Source organism: Variovorax sp. GW821-FHT10C12 (assembly GCF_059415405.1).
This window is the reverse complement of record NZ_JBWKNE010000001.1, coordinates 1,205,455-1,221,685: the sequence shown is the minus strand read 5'-3', so window position 1 is coordinate 1,221,685 and position 16,231 is coordinate 1,205,455. Positions and strand designations below refer to the sequence as shown.

The window sequence follows — 16,231 nt, the reverse complement described above, 5'->3', positions numbered from 1 at the left end:
CCATCGCGCCCACGGTGCCGTTCCCGCGCTACCAGGAGCCGATGTCCGCGTTGGCTTTTTCTCCGTCGGGCTCGCCGTCGGCGCCCAGCGAGAACACGTCGACCTCGCCGTGCGTGCCGGGGTTCAGGTACTGGTAGGCGTTGCCCCACGGGTCCTGGGGCAGGCGTTCGAGGTACGTGCGCCAGTTCGTCGGCACCTTGCCCGTGGCCGGCTTCTCGACGAGCGCGCGCAGGCCCTGCGTGGCGCTGGGGTAGGCGCCGTTGTCCAGGCGGTAGAGCTTCAGCCCCTGCATGATCGCGGCCACGTCCTGCCGGGCCGCGGTGGCGCGGGCCTGGTCGGGGCGGTCCATCAGGCTCGGCACGATGAGCGCGGCGAGCACGCCGATGATGACCAGCACCACCATCAGTTCGATGAGGGTGAAGGCCCGCTCGGCACGGCGACGGATTGAACGGGCGGCCATGTTCCACAACTCCCGGGAAAAGACTTCACAAGGACAACGACGAGCACTGCGGGCCATCCTCGCAGCGGCGCATGTCAGTCCGATTGAAAATCCTCGGGAGTTCGGTGACAGGCCCTCAGTCGTCGAGGGTTTCGACGCGCAGTGCGATCACCGGCCCGGCCACGACCGGGCTCGTCTGCAACGCGTGCAAGGCGAGATCGACAGCGCTTTGCAACGCCGATTCCGTGATCACCAGCACCTGCGGCGCCGCATCCGCCGGCCCGTTCGCCAGCACCAGTTGCCGCACCGGCAACCGCTGCGCGCCCAGCAGCTCGGCCACGGCCGCGATGTCGGCCGCCGCCTGCACCGGCACGCGCAGGTAGTGCGCGCTGCGCACGGCCGCGCGCGGCAGCACCGGCAGTTCGCGCACCGCATGCGCACGAAAGCCCGTGTGCGGCACGCGCTGGCCGGCGTGGGTGCCGTCCAGGCGCGCCACGTCGACCAGGTCGGCGATCACGGCCGAGGCGGTCTGCTCCGAGCCGGCGCCCGCGCCGTAGTACATCGTGACGCCCGCCGCGTCGCCCTTGACCATGATGCCGTTCATCGAGCCGTTCACCTGCGCGAGCAGGTGCGTCGCCGGCACCAACGCGGGCTGCACGCGCAGTTCCACGCCTTCTTCGCGTCGGCGCGCCACGCCCAGCAGCTTGACGCGAAAGCCCAGCTGCTCGGCGCAGGCCACGTCCACACGTTGCAGCGCGGTGATGCCCTCGACCTGCGCATCGGCAAAGCGCACCGGCATGCCGAAGGCGTTGGCGGCCAGCAGCGCGGTCTTGTGGGCGGCGTCGACGCCCTCGATGTCGAAGGCCGGATCGGCCTCGGCATAGCCCAGCGCCTGGGCCTGCGCGAGCGCGTCGCCGAAGTCCAGGCCCTCGTCGCGCATCTTGCTCAGGATGAAGTTGGTGGTGCCGTTGACGATGCCCGCCACCCATTCGATGCGGTTGGCCGTGAGGCCCTCGCGCAGCGCTTTCACGATGGGGATGCTCACCGCCACCGCGCCTTCGTACATCACGGCCACGCCATGCGCGCTGGCGGCGGCGAAGATTTCGGGGCCGTGCACGGCCAGCAGTGCCTTGTTGGCCGTGACCACGTGCTTGCCGTGGGCAATGGCGGCCAGTACCCAGTCGCGCGCCGGGCCGGTGCCGCCGGCCACCTCGACCACCACGTCGACATCGGGGTCGGTGGCCACCTGCATCGGATCGGCCGTGAGCGCGACGCCCTCGCCCACGATGCCCTGGGCCCGCGCGAGGTTGCGCGCCGCCACCATCGTCACCTCGATGCCGCGCCCGGCGCGCGCGGCGATGAGGTCCTGGTTGCGGGCCAGCACGCGGAAGGTGCCCGCGCCCACGGTGCCGATGCCGATCATGCCGACGCGCAGGGGGCGAATGGCCGCAGGATGGCTGGGCTGGGGCAGGAAGGACGAGACGGGATCGCGGTACATGGGCTTCTCCAAACAACGAACGAACAGGACAAAAACAAAAAAACCCAGCTGCCAGCTGGGTTTCGTTCATTCGGGAGAAGAGACACCAGGTGGCTGCCGGAGCGGCCACCCTGCGCGTGCTCAGGGGGCCGCGGCGGTCATGGTGGTAATCATTCGTGCATTCACTGCGTCGCTCGTTCGCACGCAGGCGGCGAACGGCATCGTGCGGCCGACAACGGCGGCGCTGGATGCTGCAACGGGGGAAAGTGAAAGGCACGACATGAGCCGGCGAGTGTACACGCGGTGCTTGCGGCACGCCCCGATCCGGGCAAACTAGGGCATGGACAAGCATTTCCTGACCCCCCTGTTCGCCCCGGCGTCGATCGTGGCCTTCGTCGGCCAGCCCAGCGATCCGGGCGGCCAGACCGCCCTGGGCCGCACGCTGCGCGAAGCCTTCCGGGCCGACCGCTTCGACGGCACGCTGCGCTTTCTCGACGTGCGTACCCAGGGCACGCTCGAAGAGCTGGCGCAGACGCATGCCGACCTGGCGCTGATCGCGCTGGCGCCGCACGACGTGGCGGCCGCCCTCGAGATCGCGGGCCGCATCGGCTGCAAGGCCGCGGTGGTCATCTCCACGGGCATCGCCGCCGAGCAGGCCGCGCAGTGGCGCAAGATCGCGCGCCGCGAAGGCGTGCACCTGCTGGGCCCGAATTCGCTGGGCTTCCAGCGCCCGCCGCTGCACCTGAACGCGAGCGTGGCCGGCCCGCTCGCGCGCACCGGGCCGCTGGCGCTGGTGTCGCAGTCGGGCGCGCTCACGGCGTCGATGCTCGACTGGGCGCGGCAGAACGGCGTGGGCTTCTCGAGCGTGGTGTCGCTCGGGCCGCACACCTCGGTCGACATTCCGCAGGTGCTCGACTTCCTGGCCAACGATTCGAGCACGCACAGCATCATCGTGTACCTCGAGGGCATTGCCGATGCGCGCCGCTTCATGAGCGCGCTGCGCTCGGCCTCGCACGCCAAGCCGGTGGTGGTGCTCAAGGCGGGCCGCAAGCCGGCCGGCAACGAGGCCGCGCAGACGCACAGCGCGGCCATCGTGGGCAGCGACGACGTGTTCGACGCCGCCCTGCGCCGCGCGGGCGCGGTGCGGGTGCGCTCCTTCGTCGAGCTGTTCTCGGCCGCCAAGTGCCTGGCCTCGCGCTACCGGCCGGTGGGCAAGCGGCTGGCCGTGGTCACCAATGGCGGCGGCCCCGGCGTGCTCGCGGCCGACTGGATCAACGAGATCGGCCTGGACCTGGGCCGCCTCTCGGCCCCCGCGCAGCGCTCGCTGCAGCCCTCGCTGCCGGCGCTCGCGTCGCTCACCGACCTCATCGACCTGTCGGAAGACGCCACGCCCGCGCACTTTCGCGCCGCCATCGACACCGCCTCGGCCGACAGCCAGATCGACGGCGTGCTCGCCATCTTCTCGCCCAAGGCCGGCGTCGACGCGGCCGCCACGGCGCGCGCGCTGGCCGACATTCCGCGCCCGATGCCCAAGCCGCTCTTGTCGTGCTGGATGGGCGATGCCTCGGTGGGCAATGCGCGGGCCGTGCTGGCCGAGGCCACCATCCCGAGCTTTCGCACGCCCGAAGCGGCCGTGGGCGCCTTCGGCAACATCGCGGCCTTCTATCAGAATCAGCAGCTGCTGCAGCAGACGCCGCCGCCGCTGTCGGCGCTGGCCAAGCCCGACATCGACGGCGCGCGCCTGCTCATCGAGAGCGTGCTGGCCGAGCGGCGCAAGGTGCTGACCGAGATGGAGTCGAAGTCGCTGCTGTCGTGCTTCCACATCCCGATCACGCGCACCCTGCTCGCGCGCAGCGCCAACGAGGCCATGATGATCGCCACGCAGCTGGGCTTTCCGGTGGCGCTGAAGATCGACTCGCCCGACATCTCGCACAAGTCCGACGTCGAGGGCGTGGCGCTGAACGTGATGAACGGCACCAGCGCGCGCGACACCTACCTGGAGATGATGGAGCGCGTGGCGCGCCTGGCGCCCGACGCCCGCATCAACGGCGTGACCGTGCAGAAGATGGTGCGCGCGCGGCGCGGGCGCGAAATCTACGTGGGCCTGGTCACCGACCAGCCCTTCGGCCCCGTGATCGTCTTCGGCGCGGGCGGCACCATGATCGAGCTCATGAACGACCGCGCGATGGAGCTGCCGCCGCTGAACCAGTTCCTGGCGCGCCACCTCATCGAGCGCTCGCGCGTGGCCGAGACGCTGGGCGAATGGCGCGGTGCCAACCCCGTGAACATGGAGGCCATCGAGGACGTGCTGCTGCGCGTGTCCGAAATGGTGTGCGAGCTGCCCGAGCTGCGCGAGATGGACATCAACCCCATCATCGTGGACGAGCACGGCGCGGTGTCGGTCGATGCGCGCATCGTGGTCGACAGCAGCACGCAGGCCGTGGCGGGCCCGGTGGGCAACGGCTACCAGCACCTGGCCATCATGCCGTACCCCGCGCGCTACCGGCGCGAATGGCCGCTGCCCGGTGGCGGCGCGTACGTCGTGCGGCCGGTGCACCCGAACGATGCGCAGATGCTGCAGGCGCTGGTGCAGGGCCTGTCGCCCGAGAGCCGCTGGTTCCGCTTCGTCTCCCGCTTCCATGAGCTGCCGCCGTCGATGCTGTCGCGCTTCACGCTCATCGACTACGACCGCGAGATGGCGCTGGTCGCCACCATCATGGAACGCAGCACCGCGCCCGACGGCAGCGTGCTCGAGACCGAGCGCATCGTGGGCGTGTCGCGCTACATCACCAACCCCGACCAGACCAGCTGCGAGTTCTCGCTCGTGGTGGCCGACGAGTTCAGCGGCAAGGGGATCGGCTCGCGCCTGATGGAAAGCATCATCGACGTGGCGCGCGACCGCGGCCTTTCCGAAATGGACGGGCTGGTGCTGGCCGGCAACCCCGACATGCTCAAGCTGGTGCGACGGCTGGGCTTCACGGTGAAGTCCTTCCCCGAGGACCCGGACTTCAAGCTCGTGACCTACCCGCTGTAGGCCAGAAAGGGAGGCCGCAACTCGGCGAAAATCGGCCGCCTTCCCTCTGCGCCTTCTTTCATGCTCCGAATCCTCTTGCGCTCCCTCGGCCGTCTGCTGGTGAGCTTCGCCCTGCTGCTGTCGGCCGCCTGGGCCTGCGCGGCCCTCTGGTACCAGCTGCCCGTGGCGACGCCGCTCAAGGTCGGCGCGATGGTGCTGTGGGGCCTCTTCGGCCTGGCGGCGATCGTGCTCGTGTGGCGCGGCAAGGCCACCCGACCGCTGCTGTCGTATGCCATCGGCTTCGCCATGCTGCTCGGCTGGTGGAACACCATCCTGCCCTCGCAGAACCGCGAATGGGCCGACGACGTGGCGCGCTACCTGACGCCGCGCGTCGAGGGCAGCGTGGTCACGATGGAGAACGTGCGCAATTTCGACTGGCGCAGCGACACCGACTACACCGTGCGCTGGGACACGCGCCGCTACGACCTGGACCGCCTGCGCTCGGTCGACGTGTCGCTGTCGTACTGGACCGGCCCGGCCATCGCCCACACGCTGGTGTCCTTCGGTTTCGACGACGGCCAGTTCGTGACCTTCTCCATCGAGATCCGCAAGGAGCGCGGCGAAAGCTTTTCGTCCGTGGGCGGCTTCTTCAAGCAGTTCGAGAACAGCCTCGTGGCCGCCGACGAGCACGACATCCTGCGCGTGCGCACCAACGTGCGCGGCGAAGACGTCTACATGTACCGCGTGCGCCTGCCGCAGGCCGAGATGCGTTCGCTGTTCCTCGGCTACGTGGGCGAAGCCAACGCGCTGGCGCGCGCGCCGAGCTTCTACAACACGCTCACCGCCAACTGCACGACCATCGTCTACAGCCTCGCCCGGCACGTCGTGCCCGGCCTGCCGATGGACTACCGCCTGCTGGCCTCGGGCTACCTGCCCGAGTACCTGCACGACGTGGGCGGCCTGACGCCGGGCCTGAGCATGGACGCGCTGCGCGCCGGCGGCCGCATCACCGACCGGGCCATCGCGACCGACCAGCAGCCCGGCGTGAACTTCTCGCAGGCGATCCGCCAGGGCCTGCCGGGCGTGGCGCCATGAGGCGCATCGGCTTCCCAGCGCTGCTGCTGGCGCTGTCGCTGCTCACCGGCTGCGCGGGCGTCACCGTCGGCACCATCTCGCCGGCCGACTACCTGGCGCAGCGGCGCGGCGACGTGCTCACCACCGGCAAGCTCAGCAGTTCCGCACAAGAGGTGCTGCGTGTCATCGGCTCCGACGCCGACCAGTGCCGCCAGGACGGCCGCGCCTGCCGCCAGAACCTCGCCACCTCCGCCGGCCTGAGCGACGAGCAACGCATGTCGGCGCTGTCCGAGGTGTGGCTGCAGCTCGCGCTGGCGGGCGGCGACGGCGGCTCGGCTGCGCAGCCCATGGCGCCCGAGGCCATCGAGGCGTGGCTGGAAACCGCGCGCCATGCCTACGCCTACCTGTTCCACACGGCGCGCAAGCCGCGCGACCGCGCCTTCGAAGACCGCCAGACGCAGGTGCGCGACTACTACAACTACGCGGTGCAACGCGCCATCACCGGCCTGTTCAGCCGCTACCGCAAGAGTGACACATCGGTGGCCGCCATTCCGCAGGTGAGCGGCTGGCGCATCGACGCCGACCTGTCGGCGCTGCAGCTCGCACCCGACGCGCCCCCGCCGAAAGAGCTGATTCCCGCCGCCTCGCTGACCTTCTCGGGCCTGCGCAACATCTACCGCCGCGACGGCTTCGGCGCCGAGCTGGTGGCCGCGGGCGACGACCGTCCGACCGCGGCGCAGGCCGACGAAGACGCCCCGCCCTTCAGTGAGACGCCCTTCCCCGCCCTCACCGCGCTGCTGCAGTTCGACGGTGCCACGCTGCAGGACGTGCTGGCCACGCGCACGCTGCGCATCGCCGTGTTCGACCCCTACCGCACCAGCACGATCCGGCTGGCCGGCGAAGAGATTCCGCTGGCCGCCAACTTCACCTCGGGCTACGGCCTGTGGCTGGCCCGCTCCGACTTCGCGCTGCAGGCGCTGCGCAGCCTGTTCGGCGGCGCCGAGGGCCTGACCCGGCCGCACATCTACCTGATGCAGCCCTACGACCCGAAGCGCCGCACCATCGTCATGCTGCACGGGCTGGCCAGCAGCCCCGAGGCCTGGATCAACGTGGCGAACGAAGTGCTCGGCGACGAGACGCTGCGCCGCCGCTACCAGATCTGGCAGGTGTACTACCCCACGAATGCGCCGCTGCCGCTGAACAACCTGGCCATCCGCGAAGCCATCACGCAGACCTTGGCGCACTTCGATCCGCAGGGCCGGGCCGAGGCTTCGCGCAACCTCACGCTCATCGGCCACAGCATGGGCGGCGTGCTGTCGCGCCTCCTGGTGTCGTCGTCGGGCGACGTGCTGTGGGACGCGCTGCGCGAGGGCTACCCCATGCCGGCCGCCCAGCGCCGTCGCATCGAGGAAGGGCTGGGGCCTTATCTGCGCTTCGAGCCGCTGCCCCAGGTCAGCGACGCCATCTTCATCGCGTCGCCGCACCGCGGCACCTCGTTCGCCAACAAGCGCATCTCGCGCTGGGTGGCCAACCTCATCACGCTGCCGGTGGCCATGCTGGGCCAGCTCAACGACATCTCGCGCGAGCTGATGCGCGTGGCGCCGAGTTCGCAGGACATGGGCCCGCTGCGCATTCCCAACAGCATCGACAACCTCAGCGACCGCGATGCGTTCGTGCGCCTGTCGTCGGGGCTGCCGCTGAGCTCGAAGGTGCGCTACCACTCGATCATCGGCAACGACACGCCGGGCCTGCCGCTGGCCGAGTCGAGCGACGGCATCGTGCCCTACACCAGCGCGCACCTCGACGGCGCGGCGTCGGAGCTGGTGATTCCCTCGGCGCACAGCGTGCAGGAGAACCCGCTGGCGATCCTGGAGATCCGGCGCATCCTGCGCGAGCAGCTGCAGCGCGTGCCCTGAGGGCACTTCAGGCCGTGGCGAGCACGGCCGCGGCCGGTGCGTGCCGCATGTCCGGCACCGCCGCCATCAACGCCTGGGTGTAGGCGTGCTTCGGCGCATCGAGCACCTCGCCCGCGCTGCCCTGCTCCACCAGCCGCCCGCGCTGCATCACGCCCACGTCGTCGCACATGTGGCGGATCACCGCGAGGTTGTGGCTGATCAGCAGGTAGGTCAGGCCGAACTCGTCCTGCAGGTCGCGCATGAGGTTCAGCACCTGGGCCTGCACCGACACGTCGAGCGACGAGGTCGGCTCGTCGCAGACGATGAACTCGGGCTGGCTGGCCAGCGCCCGTGCGATGGCGATGCGCTGGCGCTGGCCGCCGGAGAACTGGTGCGGGTAACGCCGCCCGTCGTCGGGCGACATGCGCACGCGGCGCAGCGCCTGGGCCACGCGCTCGGCGGTTTCGTCGGCGCTGGCGGCCAGGCCCAGCACCTCCACCGGCTCGGCGATGAGCCGGTCCACGCGCCAGCGCGGGTTGAGGCTGGCATGCGGGTCCTGGAAGATCATCTGGAAGCGCCGGCGCAGCGCGGCCGTCTGCGCGGCGTCGCCCCAGCGGTCGATGCCGTCGAAATGCACCGTGCCGGCCGTGGGCCGCGTGAGGCCCGCGATCATGCGCGCCACGGTCGACTTGCCCGAGCCCGACTCGCCGACCAGCCCGAAGGTGCGTCCGCGTGCGATGTCGAAGTTCACGCCGTCGACCGCGTGCAGCACCTTCTTCGGCTGGCGTGCCAGCGTGCGCACGAGCCAGCCGGCCGAGAGATCGAATTCGCGCGACAGGCCCTGCACGCGGATCAGCGGCGGGCTGTCGGCCGGCGGCGCCACGGTCTCGGCCTGCGCGGGCGGCAACGCGGCGGCCACGGCGATGTCCGCGCCGATCTCCGGCACAGGCAGCCGATGCAGCCTGTCGTGCACCGAAGGAATCGCGGCCATCAGCGCCCGCGTGTACGGCTCGCGCGGGTGGTCGAGCACCTGGCGCACCGGGCCGGTCTCCAGCACGCGGCCCTGGTACATCACCATCACGCGGTCGGCCGCCTCGGCGATCACGCCCATGTCGTGCGTGATGAGCATCGCGGCCGTGCCGCGCTCGCGGCAGACGCGCCGGAACACCCGGATCACCTGCGCCTGCACCGACACGTCGAGCGCGGTGGTGGGCTCGTCGGCAATCAGCAGTTGCGGCTCGGCGCACAGCGCGAGCGCAATCGCCACGCGCTGGCGCATGCCGCCCGAGAACTGGTGCGGGTACTGGTCGATGCGGCTTTCGGGGTCGGGAATCTCCACATCGGCCAGCAGTGCCAGCGCGCGCCGGCGTGCCTCCTGCTCGCTCACGGGCAGGTGCGTGCGGATGGTTTCGATGAGGTGGCGGCCGATCGGGTAGACCGGGTTCAGGCTGGTCAACGGGTCCTGGAACACGCTGCCGATGCGGCGCCCGCGCACGCGGCGCATGTCTTCGCCGCGCAGCGTGTCGATGCGCTCGCCGTGCAGCTCGACCGTGCCGCCCGCGATGCGCCCCGGCGGCGGCACCAGGCCGATGACGGCCGCGCCGACCATCGACTTGCCCGCGCCCGATTCGCCGACCACGCCCAGGATTTCTCCCGGCGCGATCTCGAACGAGACGCCATCGAGCACCTGCACCGTGCCCCGGTGCGTGTCGAAGGCCACGTCGAGCCCGCGCACGCGCAGCACGGGCGTTTCGCCGCGAGGCGATGGCGAGGGGTCGCGCGCGCTCATTGCAGCCTCGGATTCAGGGCGTCGCGCAGCCAGTCGCCCGCCAGGTTGACCGACAGCGCCAGCGCCAGCAGCACCAGCGCCGGAAACAGCAGGATCCACCACTCGCCCGAGAACAGGAAGCCCTGCCCGATGCGGATCAGCGTGCCCAGCGACGGTTGCGTGGGCGGCAGCCCCACGCCCAGGTACGACAGCGTCGACTCCGCCACGATGGCCAGCGCGAAGCTGATGGTGGCAATCACCAGCACCGGCGCCAGCAGGTTCGGCAGGATGTGCCGCACCAGGATGCCGGTGCGCGAGCGGCCGATGATCTGCGCGGCGGCCACGTAGTCCTTGTGCTTCTCGAGCATCACGGCGCCGCGCACCGTGCGCGCGTACTGCACCCATTCCGACAGCCCGATGGCAGCCACGATCACGTACACCGCCATGTCGTCGCGGTAGCCCTCGGGCAGCAGGCCGCGCGCAATGCCGAAGATCAAGAGCGCCACCAGCAGCACCGGAAAGGTCAGCTGCACATCCGCCACACGCATCACCAGCGTGTCGAACCAGCCGCCCGCATAGCCCGCCGCCAGCCCGAGCGGCACGCCGATGGCCAGCGACAGCCCCACCGCGCTCACGCCCACCAGCAGCGACATGCGCAGCCCGTAGAGGATGGCCGAGAACACGTCGCGCCCCTGGTCGTCGGCGCCCAGCGGGAAGAACGCGCCCGAAGCGCCCTGCTGCCCCGGCGGCGTGAAGGCGTCGATCAGGTCAAGCACGGCCGGGTCGAACGGGTCTTGCCGCGCGATCCACGGCGCGAACAGCGAGGCCAGGGCAACCAGCAGCAGCACGAAGGCGGCCAGTTGCACGGTGCGCGAGCGTGCGAAGGCGCGCAGCACGGGCGACTCGGCGTTGCGCCAGCGGCGCGGTGCGGGGGCGCCGGTCGGAGAAGGAAGCGTCATTCGGAAAAGAAAGAAGGAGTCAGGCGCGCCGCAGGCGCGGATCGACCAGCACGTACAGCAGGTCGACGATGAAATTGATCGCCACGTACAGCAGCGCGATCAGCAGCAGGTAGGCCGCCACCACCGGCACGTCCACCCCCTGGATCGACGTGATGAACAGCAGGCCCACGCCCGGCCACTGGAACACCGTCTCGGTGACGATGGCAAAGGCCACCAGCGAGCCGATCTGCAGCCCCGTGATGGTGATGACCGGGATCAGCGTGTTGCGCAGCGCGTGGCCGTAGTTCAGGTCGCGTTCGCGCAGCCCGCGCGCGCGGCCGAAGCGGATGTAGTCGGCGCGCAGCACCTCCAGCATCTCGGCGCGCACCAGCCGCATGATCAGCGTCAGCTTGTACAGGCCCAGCGTCAGCGCGGGCATCAGCAGCGAGGCCCAGCCCGAGGCCGTGAGCAGCCCGGTGCTCCAGCCGCCCAGCTGCACCGTGTCGCCGCGTCCGAACGAGGGCAGCCAGCGCAGCTCGACCGCGAACAGGTAGATGAGTCCGATGCCGATCAGGAAGGTCGGCAACGACACGCCGACCAGCGACACCGCCATGACCGCGCGGCTGGCCACGCTGTCGCGCCGGATCGCGGTGTAGACGCCCAGCGCCACGCCGCCCGCCACCGCCAGCACGGCCGCCACAAGCGCCAGCTCCAGCGTGGCCGGCAGCCGCTCGGCGATGAGCTCGACCACCGGCCGCTTCAGCCGGTACGACACACCCAGGTCGCCCTGCAGCGCATGGCCCACGTAGCGCAGGTACTGCACCGGCACCGGGCGGTCGAAGCCCAGTTCGGCCGTCAGAGCGGCGCGTTCTTCGATCGTGGCGTCTTCGCCGAGCAGGCTGATGGTCGGGTCGCCGATGTGGCGGAACACCAGGAAGGACACGAACGACACCGCCAGCAGCACCAGCACGGACTGGCCGAGCCGGCGCAAGAGATGAACCCACATGGTGTTCTCAGGGCTTCGCCACCTTCACGTTCTTGAAGAACACGCTGCCGTCGGGGCTCACGGGAATGTCCAGCTTCGGGGTCGAGGCGAAGTTGAGCACCTGGTCGTGCAGCGCGATGTAGATGCGTTCCTTCTGCACCGTCTGCCAGATGCGCTTGATGGTGGCGTCGCGCTTGGCCTTGTCGCTCTCGGCCGCGAGCGACGCGATCTGCGCGTCGACCTCGGCATTGCTGTAGCCGGTGGCGTTGGTCGGGCCGCGGCCGTCCTTGCCGCGCGTGTGCACCAGGTAATCGAAGATGTAGGCCGAGTCGTAGGTCGGCACGCCCCAGCCGAACAGGTAGAAGTCGGTGTCGGCCGAGTTGATGGCGGTGCTGTGCAGCGCAATCGGGCGCGCCGCCACCGTGGTCTTGATGCCGATGCGCCCGAGGAAGCCCGACACCGCCGTGCTGATGGCCTCGTCGTTCACGTAGCGGTCGTTCGGCGTGTGCAGCGTGATCGCAAAGCCGTTCGGGTAGCCGGCCTCGGCCAATAGCTTCTTCGCCTGCGCGGCGTTGGCCTTCGGGTAGGCCGCGAAGCCCTTCTCGTAGCCGTGCACGAACGGCGGCGCGATGATGCCCGAGGGGTTCGACAGCCCGCGCATCACCGCCGCCTTGATCGCGTCGCGGTCGATGGCCAGGCCGATGGCCTCGCGCACCTTGGGGTCGGCCAGCGGGTTCTTGCCCTTCACGTCGGCGTACTTGAGTTCCTTCGCGCCCACGTTCAGGCCCAGGAAGATCGAGCGGTTCTCGGGCCCTTCGGTCACGCGCAGGCGCTTGTCGGCCTTGAGCCGGCCCACGTCCTGCGCCGGCAGGTCCTGCACGAAATCGACCTCGCCCGACAGCAGCGCGGCCACGCGCGTGGCGGGCGACTTGATCGGCACATAGACCAGCTCGGTCACGTCCAGCGGAAACTGGCCGCGGCCCCAGTACTGCGGAAACTGCTTGAGCACCGTGCGTGCATCGACCTCGCGCGAGGCCAGCACGTAGGGGCCGGTGCCGTTCTCGTTGCGGGTGGCGAAGTTCTCGGTCTTGCTGGCCACGTCCTGCGACTGCTCGGCCTTGTTCGCCTTGGCCCAGGCCTCGTTGAGGATAAAGAGGTTCGTGAGGTTGTTCGGGAAGATCAGGTTCGGGCCCTTGGTCTTGACCTGCACCGTGAGCGCATCGACCTTCTTCACCTCGGCCACCGACGACAGCAGCGACTTGAGCGCCGAGCTCGGCGCCTGCGCGCGCTGCAACGAGAACACCACGTCGTCGGCCGTGAGCAGCGCGCCGTCATGGAACTTGACGCCGGGGCGCAGCTTGAACTCCCACACGGTCGGGTCGGCCGTGAGCCTCCACGAGGTGGCGAGCGCGGGCTGCAGCTTGCTGTCGGCGCCGCGCAGGATCAGCGGCTCGTAGATCTGGTGCAGCAACCCGAAGTTGGTGCCGGTGTTGACCGCATGCGGGTCGAGCGTGGCGGGGTCGGCGCTGCGCGCCCATCGCACGGTTTCGGCGGCAGCAACAGGCGCCTGCAGCAGGCCGGCGGCCAGCAGGGCCGCGGTCAGGAGTGGTCGGAGCATGGAATCCCTCGGGTGTTCTTGTGAAGTTGAAACAGGCAGATGGCCGCTGTGCGTGCACACGCGCCTGTCGATGCGTGGCGGGACTGTGCCCTGCCCCCGCGCCTTCCCCAACGAAGGAGTCCGCATATGGAAATACGGTGTCTGCGACGTTGAAAACCTGATTTCCCTTGGATGTTTTACGATGTACATTTACAGCGTAAATAAAAAGGAGGAGAGATGCCCAAAGCCTTGTCAGAAGAGGACGTCCAAGACTTCCGCCGCCGCCTGCTCGCGATTGCCGAACAGTCCTTCGCCGAGCATGGCGTCGACGGCGTCACGGTCCGCCAGCTGGCACAGCAACTGGGTTGCAGCGCGATGACGCCCTACCGCTACTTCCGGGACAAGACGGAAATACTGGCGGCGGTGACGGCGGCGGCGCTGGACCGTTTCTCGGCGTCGCTGGAGGCCGCGTTCGAGGCCCCCGGCAGCGCGCCCGAAAGATCGGCGGCCGTGCGCGGCGCCTACCTGCGCTTTGCTTTCGACAACCCTGGGGCCTACAAGCTCCTCTTCAACCTGCCGCATCCGGGCATGTCGGAGTTCCCGGAGCTGAAGCGCGCCGCACAGCGTGCCGAACAGATCATGACGGTGCCGTTGGAGCAGCTCGTCGCCGAAGGCGCCATCGCGGGCGATCCGCGCCTGCTCGGCCGGGTGTTCTGGAGCGCGATGCATGGGGCCGTGTCCCTGCAACTGGCCGGCAAGCTCGAGGCATCGCCCGGCTTCGACACCGTGCTCGACCACACGCTGCGCTTCATCGTCGCGGGCGCGAACGCCACCCACGGAAAGTAGGACGGCCATGCTGCTGACCGTGAAGGGTTCGCAGGTTCACCTGCTCGACAAGGGAGAAGGATCGCCCGTGCTGTTCCTGCACGGCAATCCGGACACCGCCGATGTGTGGCGTGGCCTCATCGACCGGTTGCATTCGCACCATCGCTGCCTCGCGCCCGATCTGCCGGGCTACGGACAGTCCGTCGCCGCACCCGGCTTCAGCTTCGCGCTGGAAGACCTGGCGGCATTCGTCGACGAGCTCGTGCGCCAGCTCGACCTGCAGGAACCGCTCAGCCTCGTGGTCCACGACATCGGCGGACAGTTCGGCCTGCCCTGGGCCATCCGGCATCCGCAGAAAGTCCGGCGCCTCAGCATCTTCAACACGGCCTTCTCGCCCGGCTACCGATGGACCCGCCTGCACCGCATCTGGCGCACGCCGCTGCTGGGCGAACTGGCGCAGTTCCTCACCAGCCGGCGCGCGTTCTCGCGCGAAATGAAGAAAGGCGCGAGCCGCCTCACCACCGAGCAGATCGACCGGATCTACGACCGCATCACCCCATCCATGAAGCAGACCGCGTTGCGCTGCTTCCGCGCCACCGAGCTGGCGCACTTCGAAGGATGGGACACGCAGCTGCGCGCCCTCGCCGCGCGCCTGCCGGTGCAGGTGCTCTGGAGCGACGACGATCCCTACATCGCCCCGGAATTCGCCGACCGCTTCGGCGCGCAGGCGGTGGTGCACCGGTACCGCGGCTACGGACACTGGCTGCCCCTGGAAGCCACGGAACGCGTGGGGGCGGAACTCGAGAAATTCCTTGCCTCGCCGGGCTGACGGATCGCCTGCCCGCACCCTTGCAGTCACTTGTCGATCACCGACGAGGTGCCGACAGCCACGGCCGACCTGTTTGCGTAACAGGCCATCACGCCCTCGCCGCCAAGCGCTTCAACCGCAATCCACCCCACACCGCCAGCAGCACGCTCGCGCCGAACACCCAGCCCGACAGCGCACCGGCCATCGTGCCCGACAGCAGGTTGCCGACCGTGCAGCCCAGCCCGGTCATCGCGCCCCACCCCAACAGCACGCCGCCGCCGAGGCCGCGCACGACCTGCCCCACGCTCGGCCATGCGGGCTTGAACTGCCCGCTCGCGAGCGCCGCGGCCAGCGCGCCCGCCACGAGGCCACCGACCAGCAGCGCATTGGGCGTCTGCCAGAGGCTTTCGACCACCGCCGTCACGCAGCCGCCGAAACCGTCGAGCCCGTCCAAGCGCTGAGGCAGCAGGCTGTGCGCGTTGCCGAAGTCGCGCGCGGCGCTGCCCAACGCGGCGGTGACGCCGAGGGGACGCAGCCGCAGCACCACGATCACGGCGATCGCGCCGACCGCGAGGCCACCCCACGCATACGGCCAGCGCCCATGCAGCAGGCGGCGCGCGGCGTCGATGAAGCGGCGCGGTGCAGGCGACGCACCCTCACCCACCGGCAGCTTCCGCCAGAGCCAGGCCGCGAGCGCTGCGAGCACCGCCAGCTGCAGCGCCGCCGAACCCGCATAGCCCAGGTGATGCGGCAGCCACACCACGGGCGCGGTGGCGATGGTGGCGCTGTAGAGCCAGTTCCAGCTCGCAAAGCCGAGCAGGAATCCCGCGCCCGCACCGAGCAGTGCGAACGGCGCGGTCGGCGAGCCTTCGCCCAGCCGGTACCAGTGCGCGCTGATGCACGAGCCCGACACCACCATGCCCGCGCCGAAGGCCAGCCCCGCGAGCACCAGGGCGCCGCTGACCGGCCCGATGTGCGCATCGGGCGGCAGCCGCCCCGGCTGCGGTACCGGCAACCAGCCCGTCATCACGACATGCATGCCCACGGTGCCGACCGCGAGCGCGGCCACGATGGCCAGCAGGCCGCGTGCGTCGCCGCCTTCGAAGTAGTCGCGCGCATGGCAATAGAAGCAGAAGCGCGAGCGCTGCAGCACCACGCCGAGCACCGCGCCCAGCCCGAGCGCGAAGGCCAGCGCGCGGCCGCCGCTGCGCTCGCCCAGCAGGTGCACGCCGGCGGCGATCAGCAGCAACACCACGACCGCAGCGGCCAGGCCTGTGCGAGAAAGCGGCGCAGGCGCCGCATGGATTGACGAAGCGGACATGCCCCGGTCCCTCTTTTTTGGGTCCAAAAAAAAGCGAGCCCGAGGGCTCGCCCAATGTCGCTCATCAGAGAGGCCGCGAGGTCCCTCCAAC

At 70.0% G+C, this 16,231-nt stretch carries 12 protein-coding genes; 5 read left to right on the top strand and 7 right to left on the bottom strand.

What is annotated here, in order from left to right; genetic code table 11:
• Window positions 1-28: 28 nt before the first annotated feature.
• Both gspG and AC07OH_RS05860 read right to left on the bottom strand, forming a co-directional pair.
• The gene (gene gspG / locus AC07OH_RS05865) at window positions 29-460 is read right to left on the bottom strand and encodes a type II secretion system major pseudopilin GspG (protein WP_489056829.1); all 432 of its coding nucleotides are present in this window, start codon (window positions 458-460) and stop codon (window positions 29-31) included.
• Window positions 461-575: 115 nt separating this feature from the next.
• On the bottom strand, window positions 576-1,937 hold the full coding sequence (locus AC07OH_RS05860) for a homoserine dehydrogenase (RefSeq protein ID WP_495299913.1): 1,362 nt from the start codon (window positions 1,935-1,937) through the stop codon (window positions 576-578).
• Window positions 1,938-2,256: 319 nt separating this feature from the next.
• Here AC07OH_RS05860 and AC07OH_RS05855 point away from each other — a divergent pair, with 319 nt between their 5' ends.
• Genes AC07OH_RS05855 through AC07OH_RS05845 form a run of 3 tightly spaced genes read left to right on the top strand, consistent with a single transcriptional unit; the run spans window position 2,257 to window position 7,919 of the window.
• Window positions 2,257-4,950 carry a bifunctional acetate--CoA ligase family protein/GNAT family N-acetyltransferase gene (locus tag AC07OH_RS05855; protein WP_495299912.1) on the top strand — a complete coding sequence of 898 codons (2,694 nt, stop codon included), beginning with the start codon at window positions 2,257-2,259 and terminating at the stop codon, window positions 4,948-4,950.
• 60 nt (window positions 4,951-5,010) lie between these two features.
• Window positions 5,011-6,024, top strand: a complete 1,014-nt coding sequence (locus AC07OH_RS05850) for an Lnb N-terminal periplasmic domain-containing protein (protein WP_495299911.1) — start codon at window positions 5,011-5,013, stop codon at window positions 6,022-6,024.
• On the top strand, window positions 6,021-7,919 hold the full coding sequence (locus AC07OH_RS05845) for an esterase/lipase family protein (RefSeq protein WP_495299910.1): 1,899 nt from the start codon (window positions 6,021-6,023) through the stop codon (window positions 7,917-7,919). Before AC07OH_RS05850 ends, AC07OH_RS05845 begins: the two co-directional genes overlap by 4 nt.
• A gap of 7 nt (window positions 7,920-7,926) precedes the next feature.
• Here AC07OH_RS05845 and AC07OH_RS05840 read toward each other — a convergent pair whose 3' ends face one another.
• From AC07OH_RS05840 to AC07OH_RS05825, 4 genes are read right to left on the bottom strand one after another with little or no spacing between them, the layout of a single operon-like run.
• The gene (locus AC07OH_RS05840; RefSeq protein WP_495299909.1) at window positions 7,927-9,687 is read right to left on the bottom strand and encodes a dipeptide ABC transporter ATP-binding protein; all 1,761 of its coding nucleotides are present in this window, start codon (window positions 9,685-9,687) and stop codon (window positions 7,927-7,929) included.
• Window positions 9,684-10,625, bottom strand: coding sequence for an ABC transporter permease (locus AC07OH_RS05835; protein ID WP_495299908.1), 942 nt, complete (start codon window positions 10,623-10,625; stop codon window positions 9,684-9,686). The genes AC07OH_RS05840 and AC07OH_RS05835 overlap by 4 nt, the downstream gene beginning before the upstream one ends.
• Before the next feature lie 19 nt (window positions 10,626-10,644).
• The gene (locus AC07OH_RS05830; RefSeq protein WP_101491495.1) at window positions 10,645-11,610 is read right to left on the bottom strand and encodes an ABC transporter permease; all 966 of its coding nucleotides are present in this window, start codon (window positions 11,608-11,610) and stop codon (window positions 10,645-10,647) included.
• A 7-nt stretch (window positions 11,611-11,617) separates the two neighbouring features.
• Window positions 11,618-13,207 carry an ABC transporter substrate-binding protein gene (locus AC07OH_RS05825; protein WP_495299907.1) on the bottom strand — a complete coding sequence of 530 codons (1,590 nt, stop codon included), beginning with the start codon at window positions 13,205-13,207 and terminating at the stop codon, window positions 11,618-11,620.
• A 216-nt stretch (window positions 13,208-13,423) separates the two neighbouring features.
• Here AC07OH_RS05825 and AC07OH_RS05820 point away from each other — a divergent pair, with 216 nt between their 5' ends.
• Window positions 13,424-14,032 carry a TetR/AcrR family transcriptional regulator gene (locus AC07OH_RS05820; protein ID WP_495299906.1) on the top strand — a complete coding sequence of 203 codons (609 nt, stop codon included), beginning with the start codon at window positions 13,424-13,426 and terminating at the stop codon, window positions 14,030-14,032.
• Between the two features lie 7 nt (window positions 14,033-14,039).
• The gene (locus tag AC07OH_RS05815) at window positions 14,040-14,840 is read left to right on the top strand and encodes an alpha/beta fold hydrolase (protein WP_495299905.1); all 801 of its coding nucleotides are present in this window, start codon (window positions 14,040-14,042) and stop codon (window positions 14,838-14,840) included.
• Window positions 14,841-14,928: 88 nt separating this feature from the next.
• Here AC07OH_RS05815 and AC07OH_RS05810 read toward each other — a convergent pair whose 3' ends face one another.
• Window positions 14,929-16,140, bottom strand: coding sequence for a YeeE/YedE thiosulfate transporter family protein (locus tag AC07OH_RS05810; RefSeq protein WP_495299904.1), 1,212 nt, complete (start codon window positions 16,138-16,140; stop codon window positions 14,929-14,931).
• Between the last annotated feature and the right edge of the window lie 91 nt (window positions 16,141-16,231).